Below are 12,666 nucleotides of genomic sequence, written 5' to 3'. Positions count from 1 at the left end.
AATTATTCTCCAATACCATGAACTATATCACTTAACATATCTAATCCTTCAATTACTTTAAGATTTGCGCTCATTCCAAAATATTCACTATCTAAGTAAACTACATTTCCTTCTTTTACAGCATCTATATTTTGCCATGCAGAATCAGTTGCCATTTCAGCTTCTAATGCTACTTTTGTTTCTTCTGGAAGTGCATGTACCATAACTAAAATCTTATCTGGATTAAGCATTGCTAAATCTTCTTTATTATAAGTAGTAAATGATGTACTATTATCTTCAATAATATTTTTTCCTCCAACAAGTTCGACTAAGCTTCCAATGTAAGATTTAGATGTTGCAATCATAGTTGAACCTGGTGCTGCAAATAAAACTAAAACATCTGTATCTTCTAATGATGCCGCCTTTTCTTGAACTTCTAATTCTTTTGCTTGTATTTCATTTATCAAAGCTGTTGCTTCATCATCCTTATCAAATCTTTTACCTAAACTAATAATTGCTTCTTTTAATCCATCTAAGCTTTCTAATGAAACAAACTCACTTGGAATGTTATTTTCTATAAACAAATTCATATAATCAGAACCTAAAGTATCTACTGATACTACTACTGTTGGATTTAATGATTTAATTATTTCTAAATCTGGACTCATTGGATTTCCAATTTCAACAGCTCCCTCAGTACTTTCAGGCAATTCATAAGATGTACTTGGAACCCCTGAAACCTTAACACCTAATGCATCTAATATTTCTGTTACTGCAACAGATGTTGCTACTACTACCTCTTCACCAGTACCTACTGCTACACTTTTATTTTCACTATTATCAGAACTACAGCTCATAAAACTTAAAGTCATAACCCCTGCAGCTATCATAGATATAATTCTTTTATATTTCATATCCTATAACCTTCCTATAAATATTTGATTTGAATAACTCATTATTTCTTTTTAGCTTTTACAATTACTACTGCTCCAATTGCAACTACCACAGCTACACCAGCTATAATTAAAATAACATTATTGCTGCTTTTTTCATTATCAGCTACTACTGCTAAATTTTCTTCTTCTATTTCAACTTCTTCACTTTCATCTTCTGGTACTATTTCCTCAACTTCATCTTCAATTGCTTGTACTAAAGTTAAAGTTTCCATCTTAGGTATAACCTTAAACTCAACATCTCTTTCCATTGGACCAACGTAAATAATAGCTGCCATATCTGCATCTACTTTATCAACTTCAACATTTAATTTAACAGTTCCCTCTTCACTATTTTCTTCTAATATTTCAACTGGAACTTCTTCTCCATTAACCTTCATTCTATAGTTCTCCATATAATCACTTCCTGAAAAACCTATAGTATAAATTACATGTTCTTTTGTTACCTCTACACTCATTGATGGTAAAAGATAAGTTCTTGACATAGCCATACCAGTTTCTGATTCATGATAAACATCATTTTCAATTTCATATATACCACTTGCAATGTCAGTTTCAGTTGCATATACACGTTTACTTCCTATAGTTACGAAAATTCCTAAAGCCATTACAGCCATTATAATCCCTTTAAATTTATTTAATATTTTCATTTTTCTATTCTCCTTAATCATTAAACCTAAATTAGGAGGCAAATAAATAGTGTTACTATTTTATTTACCCCCTCATATCATATACCTACTAAAATTAATTTAGATTACTTTCTTTTCTTTACTAAAACAGTTCCTGCAGATGTTAAAATTAAACCTAAACCTGCAACAGCTCCTGCTCCAATTGGCGCTCCTGTTTGTGGTAATGTATCTACTGTATATTCCTTAATGAATGTTAAAGTATCTTGTAATAATGTAACACCAAACTCAACTTCTTTATCCATTGGAACTACATAAGTTTTAACTGTTATACTATCACTTAAGCTTGAAACTGCAAATCTAATATTAGTAGTGTCTCCACTTGTATTTTTAGTTATAGTTGCCTTTTTACCATTAACATAAATCACATGATTTTGCATAAACTCTGCTCCAGTGAATGTTAAAGTAACATAGTACTTACCATCTATTTCTTCAACTTTTGAAGTAGAGTTTAAGTATTTTCTAGCCATTGATCTTCCAGTTTCACTTTCATGAGTTACACTGTTTTGAATAGAGTATAATTTACCCTTAGTTACTTTTACTTCATCTTGAGTAGTTGTTGTATTTCCGCTTGTACCATTATTTGTACCATTATTAGTTGTTGAACCACCTGTTGTTCCTCCAGTAGTTCCTGAATTATCAGTTGTCCCATTTGTAACTAATGTTAATGTATCTTCTAATACGTTAACTCCAAATTGTACATTACTTCCCATCATAGAAACATAAGCTGATACTTTTATTGAATCTTCTAGACTTCCAACTTGGAATCTTAAACTAACAATTTCACCATTCATTGTTTTAGTTGCATCTACCTTATTTCCATTAACATATATTGTATGATTATTCATCATTGTTGATCCCATAGGAGTAAATGTTAATGTAACATATTTCTTTCCATTTACATCTTCAACTTTTAATGTTTCTTCTAATGCCTTTTTAGCCATGCTTAATCCAGTTTCACTTTCATGAGTAACTTCAAGTTTTCCTGTATAAACCTTTGTACCTTGCTCTTCAGTTGTTCCATTGTTTGAACCACCGTTGTTTGATCCATCATTCCCAGTATCATTTCCAGTGTTCCCTTCACCATTTTCAGGCTTATCTGTGCTTCCACCGTTATTTTCTGAATCACTTCCTGAATTATTATCATCAACTTTTACTAACGAATTCACATCATTTACTAAATCTATTGATTGTATTTCAGTCATTAAGTTTGGAACATATATATCCATTTCAACTTCAACTTTTGCATCTATTGATGGAACTTCAAACGATACTGATTTATCTTCATTTACAGTAGAAGCAGTTGCAACACCATTAACTTTTACATTAGTATTTCTTATAGATTTTAATCCAAGACCTTTGTATCTTAATGTCATAGTAATTTTTCCATCTTTTACAGTAACATCTGTCTTTTCTTCTATAAATTGTCTAGCCATACTTTGTTGTGATGTACCAAGTTTATTAACAGCATTATTTAATGTATAATTTCCATCTTCTAAAACCTTTGATTCTTCTCCCCCAATGTTTCCATTGTCTTCTGAACCATCATTTCCTACATTATCTCCACTATTATCTGGAGTTTCTATGTTCTCTCCACCATTTACTGAATCATCAACTGTTGGAATTGATGTTATATCATTTACTAAGTAGAAGTTTGTTGTGTGAACCCAAGTTCCCATTGCATATGTTAATTCAATATTAATTTTTGAATCTACTGATGGAACTACAAATGTAAATGATCCATCATCATTTTTAATTAATTCTACTGCTTCATCATTTACAGTACCACCATGTACTTCTTGTACAACATTTAAGCCTTGTTCATTAAATTTCATAGTTACTGTAATTTTATCACCATCAACCTTTATAACTGATTCTCTGTCCATAAACTTATTCATAGTACTTTCGCCAGAACCATCTATTTTCATTGCAGTATTTGGTACTACATAAGTTCCATTTTCAACTTTTGATGCTGTAACTGCTATTGTATCATCTACCACCGTAGCCCCAACAGCTTGTACATTCGCTCCTAATACAGTAGTTGCTACCATTACTGCAGCTAATAATTGACTTATTTTCTTCTTTAACATAAATCTTATCCCCCTAAATTTATTTCAAAATTCATTTATCTTCATTGACATATCATAAATTATATCTCATAATAAATGATATTGATTCTCATTTGCTTATAAAATAATATCATATATTTTACTAAAATGTTTCAACAATATTTATATATTTTTTAACAATATTTTTATATTTTATAAAATAAAAAGAATTTTTATGGGGAGGATATTAATCTCAATGATTTCAAATATATTAACTAGTTTCTTTAATTGCCTTTCTGTTCCTATCTTAGTTTTAAATCATAAATTTGAAACTGTTTTTACTTATAATCATGATTCAGATATTAATAATTCATTATATATATCAAAAGCTATAGAAAAACTAAAAAATATCGATTGTTCTTCTAATACATTTTCATTAAATATTACTAGTGATATTGCCTTTACTTGCATTACATTTAATCATTATGACAATAATAAAATGCATCTATTACTAGGTCCATATACTATTAATGAGGATGCTAATTATTCTGATGCTATTAATACACTTACAGAAGAATGGTTAAATAACATAATAAAATTGCATTCTTATATAATAGATAATCACATTTGTATTGATAAAACCTCTACAAATAATTCTCCATGTGTAAATCATGCTATTAAATATATTGAAAAAAATTATACTACCGAAATTTCAATAGATGATATTTGTAGTGAATTAAATATTAATAAATGTTACTTTTGTAGTGTTTTTAAGAAAGAAACCGGCTCTACATTTATAAATTATTTAAATAATTATAAAATTGAAAAAAGCAAGGAATTACTAAAAAATCCTAATATCTCCTTGCTTGATGTTTCATTATCTGTTGGTTATAATAATCAAAGTTATTTTAGTACAGTGTTTAAAAAAATTACTTCAAAAACTCCGTTAGAATTCAGAGATGAATATTTAAAAAATAAAAAATAAAAAATAAAAAAAATTAACTACCTCCTAATTTACTGTATAGGAAGTAGTTAATTTTTTAGTTTTTACTTTTATTTCAAATCTATTATTTCCTTAATTTTAATCCCCATAAAATTATCTATGTTTTCATCTTTATAATACCAGTATACAAATCCAAAAGTTAAACAAATGATAATTGTAACCATTAATCCACCTTCCGGTCCAAAAGCACCACCATTTATTATATTATCACTAACATTTTTAATTTTATATAATCCTTGAACATCATTTCCACTTACTCCAAATCCCCAAATATATCCTTGAAAATAATTCCAAGTTATATGATATCCTATTGGCATCCAGATATTTTTAGATTTCATAAACATATAAGCAAACAATAAACCAACTAAAAACAAATTAATAAATGCCAAAACACTAATTCCATTATTAGCTAAATGCAACATTGCAAATATCAATGCAGGACCCACTAATACAACCCACTTACTCCTTGTTTGCTTTAATACACTCATTATATATCCTCTAGATAATATCTCCTCACCAAAACCTACAAAAACAAATGAAATTAACCCATAAATTAATGATAAACTTATATTGGGTTTGTTTATCGGATTTACAAATTCAACATTACCGAAACATATAATTCCTACTGCAACTATACTAATAGTGATAGCACCAACCCCTAAACCTACTAAAAATTCATTCCTACCTCTTTTAATAGATGTTACTCCCATTTCTCTTATTTTCTTTTTATCAAGCCATTTCCACACTATAATACATGAAATTATACTAACACAATTACTTAATACTACAGAAACTAAGAATATTAATTCACTATTTATTATAGAAGCTATATTTCCTGTTAATAAATATTCTGTATTACCTGTAACACTTCCTATTATCGCCAAAACAATACCTAGAATTATCGATACAATAAAAGATAACCCATATGTTAATAGAAATACCAATAATATCTTCCAACCACTTCTTATCTCATTACTCTTATTCTTAAATAGCATATTAATTCCCCCTTTTTTATAATTATATAAAAATATTGCCTTATTATAAGTATTATCCTCTAAGCATTTCAATTTCTTTTCTTATATCATTTAAATTATTAAAACTTTTATAGCAGTTTCTTATTATTTCATTGTCAGGTTCTTTTAAATCAACAACATGAATCCCTGCCATTCCTGCATTAAATGCCGCTTTGATACCCGCACTAGAATCTTCAATTACGATACATTCATTAGGATTAACATTTAGCTTTTTTGCTGCTTTTAAAAATATATCAGGATTAGGTTTAGTTTCTTTTACATCATCTCTCGATACAATAACATCAAAAAACTTTTCTATATCAGCATATCTTAATTGTTTTAATGCTCTTTCCTTTGATGCCGAAGTTGCTAATGCAATCTTATAATTATTATTCTTTAAATAAGATAAAATTTCATAAGCACCTTGTTTTAAAGGAATTCCTTTATCTACGGCTTTTTCTAAATCTTCATCCTTTTCCCTATACATTTTATCTATTGGAAGTTCATTTCCATAATTATTTAGAAACACTTTTTTTACATTTTCCCTTCCTGTTCCTAAGACCTCAGCATAAACCTCCTTTTGTAGCTTATATCCATATTTCTCAAAGACTTTTGACCAAATCTCTAAATATACTAATTCAGTATCAAATATAACTCCATCCATATCAAATATTATAGACTTAATATTATTAATATCTATTTTCATCTAATTTTCCTCCATAAAAATCATATCTTAATACTTTGATTTTATAACTCTATTAATTATACCACAAATTAACATAATTAAATTTTCATATATTCTAATAAAAAAGAACCCACTCCTATCTTATATCTTGGAGCAGGTTCATATTTTATAATTTTGTTTACTAACTATATATATATATATCAGAAAATTCAATTTCTGTTTTTTGCTTTAATTTATTTGCTTTTAATTCAATAAATTCATCACTTTCTTTATCAAGCTCAAACCTTGGCAATTCTATAATGAATTTTGTTCCTTTATTTATTTCAGAAGTAACTTTAATTACTCCTTTATGAAGTTCTACAAATGATTTTGCAATAGTTAATCCAATTCCACAGCCTTCATTATTTCTTGTAAGACTATTATCAACTTGTACAAATTTATCAAACATCCTTTCTTTATCTTCAGAATTTATTCCGATTCCATTATCCTCAATAACAACTCTTAATAAATCTTCAGTAAATTCCAAATTTACTGTTATGACCCCACCCTCATTAGAAAATTTAATTGCATTAGATAATAAATTTAAAATAGTTCTTTCAATTTTATTAGCATCTACTTTCATTATTACATCTTCTTCATTTGTATCAAATATTACACTTAATTTTTTATGTTCCGCATATGGTAAAATAGAATTTACCAAAGATTCTATGAAATTTACAATATTAATATGAACTAGATTTAATTTTATGTCTCCTAATTCAACTTTTCCAACATCTATAACATTATTTATTAATCTTATTAATCTAAAACAGTTGTTTTTTATTATAGTTAACTTATTCTGATCAGTTGTTTTATTTACTTCTAATAGCTGAACGGCAGACAATATTACATTAACAGGGGTTCTGACCTCATGACTTATATTGGCAATAAAATGAGATTTTATTTTATTACCCTCTTCAGCCTCCTCCATAGCTTTTAATATCCTTTTTTCATATTTTCTTTTAGAAAATATATATTTAATTAAGATGCATACAATAAATATTAAAAAAATAATAAATTCAATAACTAGTGATATTTCAAATTTATATTGCTTAATAATATCACTTGGATCATTTATTATCACTGAATTTTTAGGCAAACTTTTTTTACTAATATTATATTTCTTTAATACACTATAATCAAATACATAACTATTAGCACTATTATCATCTATAAATATACTTAAAGGCTCTTCTCCTTGCAATAATTTTATGACTATTTGACCTGCTAGTTTACCTTGTTTATAATGGTCAACTACCTTTCCTCCTATACTACCTGTGCCGATACCATATTCTAGAATATTATAAATAGGTACATCATTTGCGTATTCACTTATTATTTTATTTACTTCCAAATAACTTAAAACTTTTTCACCCTTAAATTCATCAGGATATAGAGATATTATAGCTGTATCATCTTGTAATTTTGATATTATATCTTGAAATTCTTCTTGTGAAATATCTTCAGTAATAATTGAACTAAAATTAAAATTTGAATATTCTTTCACTATATCTGGATAAAAATTATTACCGCTATCATTAACAAATACTATATTATTTACATTAGGATGATTATTCTTTATTAATTCTAAATTTTCTGAAATAGATTCCATCTCTCTAACACCAGACACCATGGAATATTCTAATGCTTTTTCTAATAAACTCTCCTTTTCCACTCCTAAAAATGAAATTGGAATTCCTTTAAACAAATCCTCTCTATATTTTAAAGCAAATTGAAGAGCTTCATCATCCCCAGTAATAACCGCATCAAAATTTTCATAATTTTCAATAGTATACTTAATTATATTATAAAAATTCTCTATACTTTTTTCACTTCTTATTAATTCTGAATCTAGATACTCAACTCTTAAGTTGACATTATTATTTAAGCCATCTTTTATCCCTGCTATTTGATCATCAAATGAAATAAAATTAAAATCATAAGAACTAATAAATAATATATTTAGCTTCTTATTAGTTGCACTTACATAATAAGTCTTAGATTCCATAGTTGTTAATACTACTATAAATAAAATTATTACGGCATAAATTACCTTTTTAATTTTCCCCATCTTTTTCCCCACATTCTTTAATATGTATCTAATACAATTATACTACCACTTCTTCCTTTTTTGTACATATTATTTATACAACTTTTTAATTATTTTTAATGTATTTAAATAATTTTTTCTTTTATTACTAAATATCTTCTTCCTTTATTTCAAGATTATTTTCTCTTAAGTATATATTTTATATATTCAAGCATTATTTCGCTCCTTATATTCTTCTTCATCTGCCAAAAATTCTCTTAATCTATTAGTAAATTTTATTAATGATTTTTTTCTCTCTAAATTCTCTATATTATTCAATTATTATACTTTTTACAATTTTATTTTTTACAACTTTTCACATTTTCTCGTATTCTTTACATATTATTTATTGAACATCCAAAAATAATGTAAAAATATTTGTCTTTATTTATTTTTACATTATTTTCTATTTATTATAGAATATGTATATAGTATTTTTTATATTTTTCACCAATTTTTCTTATCTATAATCTACATAATAATTTAAAAATTTGATGAATAGGAGGATAATTTATAGTTATGAGTTGTTGGACAGTATTAGGTATAACCCCTACTAAAAATATTGATAAAATTAAAGAGGCTTATTCTAACTTAAGTAATTCTAAAAATTGTAATAATCACAATATTGATTTTAAAACTTTAAAATCAGCATATAATAAAGCTTTATCTTTAGCCAAAGTATCAATCAGTGATTTAAATTTATCTTTATTAGGAAGTTCTAATTATGATATTTTATCAGCAGTAATCAACTCATCTATGGATAGTAAATCTATTGATACCATTGAAAAGTTTATTATTAAAGTTGATGAAATTTATACAAATCCTCTGCTCAGATTCAAACTTGAGCCTTGGATTAATTTATTGACTTCCGCGATTTTGGAAACTTCATCTTCTATTGATTCTTTAAATATAGAACTTATTAAATATTTAAATTCACATAAATATTTACCTAATAAAGTATATCAATTATTAAATTCTAAATTTAAATGGACAAGTAATAAGATTAAATTGAAAACAAAGCTTTCATCAGAATTAGTGGATTCTCTAATTAATTGCATAGAAAATCCACTTCCATTAACATATAACTATTTAGATGGCATAAATTCTGAAAAACTAGATGAATATCTTGAACTTAGAGAAAAAGCATATTTATCATTACAAAATAATAATTTAGATCCTGAAAAAAAATGTCTATTTGCTGCTTATTCAATATATACAAAAGATTTAGATTTAGTAAAAATTATAGGAACTTACTATTTAAATAGAAATGATAATCTTATGGCATTAAACTATTTTAGAGAAGCTATTAACATTAACAGTAATGATTTATACAGCCTTTCAAAATTCGGTCACTTACTAACCATAAACAATCAATATTCAAGTGCAATTTCTTATTTAGAGCGCTATATCAAGCTTCTTAGAAATTCTATTGATATTGAAGCAATTATAGATTTGGCTCATGCTTATCACTATTCTTATGAATTACAAAAAGCCAAAGACTTGTATGATTTATTACTTATTTTACGCCCTTGGGATCTATCAATAAGATTTGAATTAGAGAGTATTAAAAATAAAATTTCTGCTGATGATAGTTCAGATAATTTGACTATTCCAGTATATAAAAAGTACATTAATTCTTATATAGATCCTTTTAATTATAAGCTTAAAGAAATATATAAAAATTTTTCACTTAGGGTAAATGAGGAAAGTTGGAAAGAGTTATTATCTTTGCCTATTGCGTCAAACGAAGCGTTATTTTATTTATTCGAGCAACAAACTATAAAATTTATAACTACTAATAAAAATATTCCTAAAAACATTTATGATTTCTTAAATAATTACTTTAGGTGGACCTCAAGGCATAACGAATTATTGTCTATTTACCCATCTCTAAGGATTGATGTATTATTTAACAAACTATATTTTAATGAATCATTAAGCTACGATTCATTAAAAAATATTAAATCTGATAATTTAGAAGAATATATTGAGTTACGCTCCTTAGCTTACGACTCAGTTTGTTCTGATTCTAAAAATGCTGAAAAATATTTAAATGCTGCTTTAAATTTATTTAACGGTGATTTTGAGTTATACAAAATATATGGTCAATATTGTTTAAATAATAACTTATATGATGAAGCAATCAAATACTACAAGCTTGCTCTTTCATTTAAAGAAGATGATTATTATTCTATATGTAGTTTAGCCTTATTATTAACTAAAGTTGAAAATTATAAAGAAGCACTTATTTATTTAAATAAAAGTGTAAATACTCCAGCTGGTAGTTTATTATTAGATAATGAAGACTTCTTAACTAAATATGCAATAAGCTTTTACTATACTGGTAATTTAATTAACGCAAAAAAATATTTTAAAAAATTAGGCAAACTTAATTCAAATTTAAAATTTGTTAATATATATTTAAAAAATATTAATGATAGGTTGTCAGGCAAGAAAAGATCTATTATTCCTATAAGTGTCATTGAAAATCCTGAAAGTTACTCCTTATCATTAAGTAGTAAAACCAAGGATAAACTAGTAAATTTTATTACTAAATTTAAACATGGTTTCGTAAGCTAATAAAATTAGATTTATTTAAATAATTAATGCAGCTACTTTTTAATATCTAAGATAGCTGCATTTTATTATTTTATAATCTCTTAATTTGTTATTTTAATAACACTAGCCTTTTTAAATTATCCGTTATTTTAGTTTATAGGAATTATTACTTTATTTTCAAAAATATTTTCATCATTATTCATATAAATAACTCCATTATATTTATTTACAGTACTTATTACTCTATGTATTCCTAATCCGTGAATATTTCCTTCTTTTGTTGTTATGTAATTTTCATTGATTTTTTTTATCTTTCCATCAAAAGTATTTTTAATTTTAAAAACAATATTATTATTTTTTTCAAATATATCAATGTATATTATCTTTTCTTTAGATTTTAATGCACCTTCTATAGCATTATCTAATATATTACTAAGAATTATATTTATATCAAAATCCGAAATATTTCCTCTTCGTATTTTTTCAGATTTAATATTAAATTCAATTTTTTTGCTATTTCCATATAAATATTTAGATGTTATTATTGAATCTATAAGAAAATCTTCAGTATAAATTAAAGCTTCAGCAATCAATATTTCTTTATCTAATTCCTCAATATAATCAAACAACTTCTTATGTTCATTTGCAATTGCTAAGTTACAAATAACATTTATATTATTTCTATAATCATGTTTCCAAGATTTTATATTAGTATATATTTCAGATATTTCTTTTATATATTTTTCTTCTAATTCTGTTTGTTTAATACTCATTTCTAATAAATATTTTTCTTCAATTTCTTTAGAAAGAATTATTAAAATTTTATATAAAAAACCATTTATGCAACATAATAATATACTTATTTCAGTTTTATAAATTATATTAAAAGCAACAATACCTATATTATCTAATAATTGAATAATTAAACACAATTGTATTATAATAAATATAAAACTTGATATTAATATTTGACTATTACTAAATTTTTCAATAAAATCTTTTTGCTTTATATGAAATTTTATAATAAAAATCTGTAATAATACGGAAATCAAATGTAAACTTTCATCTAATAAGAAACTTTGATTTAATAATGCTAATATAGTATACTTTCTCAATAGCCTTCCTAAAGTATATACTATAAAATATACAGATAAACAATTTGACACAAATTGGATTATCCAAAAAAAATTTATTAACTTTATTCTTCCCTTTATATAAATTCCACATACTAACAATATACTGTAATACCCTATAATTGTAGGAATAACACCTATATATGTTCCTACATATAAAAAAAGCAAATGTACTATAACATATAATACTCTAGTACTACTTTTAAGTGTCTTGTTATAATTTAGTACATTATCAAAAAAATATAAAGTAGTACCTATATTAAATATACAAATTATTAATTTAATAAAATAATCTATAAACTGCATTATTTTCAATACGCTCCTAATATTAAATTGCATAATTATTATTATATTTCTTTTACTATTAAAATTATTATATATAAATTATAAGTATAAAACTATTTTTTTCATGTATTTTTTTATTTATTTCAAATTATTTAAATAATTATCTCTCATCAATCGACTTTATTAAGTATATA

At 25.1% G+C, this 12,666-nt stretch carries 9 protein-coding genes; 2 read left to right on the top strand and 7 right to left on the bottom strand.

What is annotated here, in order from left to right; all coding sequences use genetic code 11:
* Positions 1-2: 2 nt before the first annotated feature.
* The 3 genes from isdE to HCG70_RS14200 form a co-directional block, all read right to left on the bottom strand.
* Positions 3-893 carry a heme ABC transporter substrate-binding protein IsdE gene (gene isdE, locus HCG70_RS14210; protein WP_221697895.1) on the bottom strand — a complete coding sequence of 297 codons (891 nt, stop codon included), beginning with the start codon at positions 891-893 and terminating at the stop codon, positions 3-5.
* 41 nt (positions 894-934) lie between these two features.
* Positions 935-1,582, bottom strand: coding sequence for an NEAT domain-containing protein (locus HCG70_RS14205; RefSeq protein ID WP_042400459.1), 648 nt, complete (start codon positions 1,580-1,582; stop codon positions 935-937).
* 104 nt (positions 1,583-1,686) lie between these two features.
* A complete protein-coding gene (locus tag HCG70_RS14200; RefSeq protein WP_221697894.1) occupies positions 1,687-3,708 on the bottom strand; it encodes an NEAT domain-containing protein in 2,022 nt (673 codons plus the stop codon).
* A gap of 214 nt (positions 3,709-3,922) precedes the next feature.
* Here HCG70_RS14200 and HCG70_RS14195 point away from each other — a divergent pair, with 214 nt between their 5' ends.
* A complete protein-coding gene (locus tag HCG70_RS14195; RefSeq protein ID WP_052330723.1) occupies positions 3,923-4,651 on the top strand; it encodes an AraC family transcriptional regulator in 729 nt (242 codons plus the stop codon).
* Between the two features lie 68 nt (positions 4,652-4,719).
* On the opposite strand, the gene HCG70_RS14190 is transcribed toward HCG70_RS14195, so the two are convergent.
* The 3 genes from HCG70_RS14190 to HCG70_RS14180 all read right to left on the bottom strand — a co-directional run bounded on the left by HCG70_RS14190 (position 4,720) and on the right by HCG70_RS14180 (position 8,477).
* The gene (locus tag HCG70_RS14190) at positions 4,720-5,664 is read right to left on the bottom strand and encodes a CPBP family intramembrane glutamic endopeptidase (protein ID WP_195948854.1); all 945 of its coding nucleotides are present in this window, start codon (positions 5,662-5,664) and stop codon (positions 4,720-4,722) included.
* 52 nt (positions 5,665-5,716) lie between these two features.
* On the bottom strand, positions 5,717-6,388 hold the full coding sequence (locus HCG70_RS14185; protein ID WP_042400469.1) for an HAD family phosphatase: 672 nt from the start codon (positions 6,386-6,388) through the stop codon (positions 5,717-5,719).
* A 160-nt stretch (positions 6,389-6,548) separates the two neighbouring features.
* Positions 6,549-8,477 (bottom strand): ABC transporter substrate binding protein, encoded by a 1,929-nt coding sequence (locus tag HCG70_RS14180; RefSeq protein WP_221697893.1) that lies wholly within the window; start codon positions 8,475-8,477, stop codon positions 6,549-6,551.
* Positions 8,478-9,014: 537 nt separating this feature from the next.
* Here HCG70_RS14180 and HCG70_RS14175 point away from each other — a divergent pair.
* Complete coding sequence (locus HCG70_RS14175) at positions 9,015-11,075, top strand: M48 family metallopeptidase (protein ID WP_055277324.1); 2,061 nt, start codon at positions 9,015-9,017, stop codon at positions 11,073-11,075.
* Positions 11,076-11,203: 128 nt separating this feature from the next.
* Here HCG70_RS14175 and HCG70_RS14170 read toward each other — a convergent pair whose 3' ends face one another.
* Positions 11,204-12,169, bottom strand: coding sequence for a sensor histidine kinase (locus HCG70_RS14170; protein ID WP_172684746.1), 966 nt, complete (start codon positions 12,167-12,169; stop codon positions 11,204-11,206).
* Positions 12,170-12,666: the final 497 nt, after the last annotated feature.

This window comes from Clostridium sp. K04 (genome assembly GCF_019734375.1).
In the GTDB taxonomy this organism is placed as follows: Bacteria; Bacillota; Clostridia; order Clostridiales; family Clostridiaceae; genus Clostridium; species Clostridium saudiense.
The sequence above is the reverse complement of the archived record's forward strand: the minus strand, read 5'-3'. Positions and strand labels throughout refer to the sequence as shown.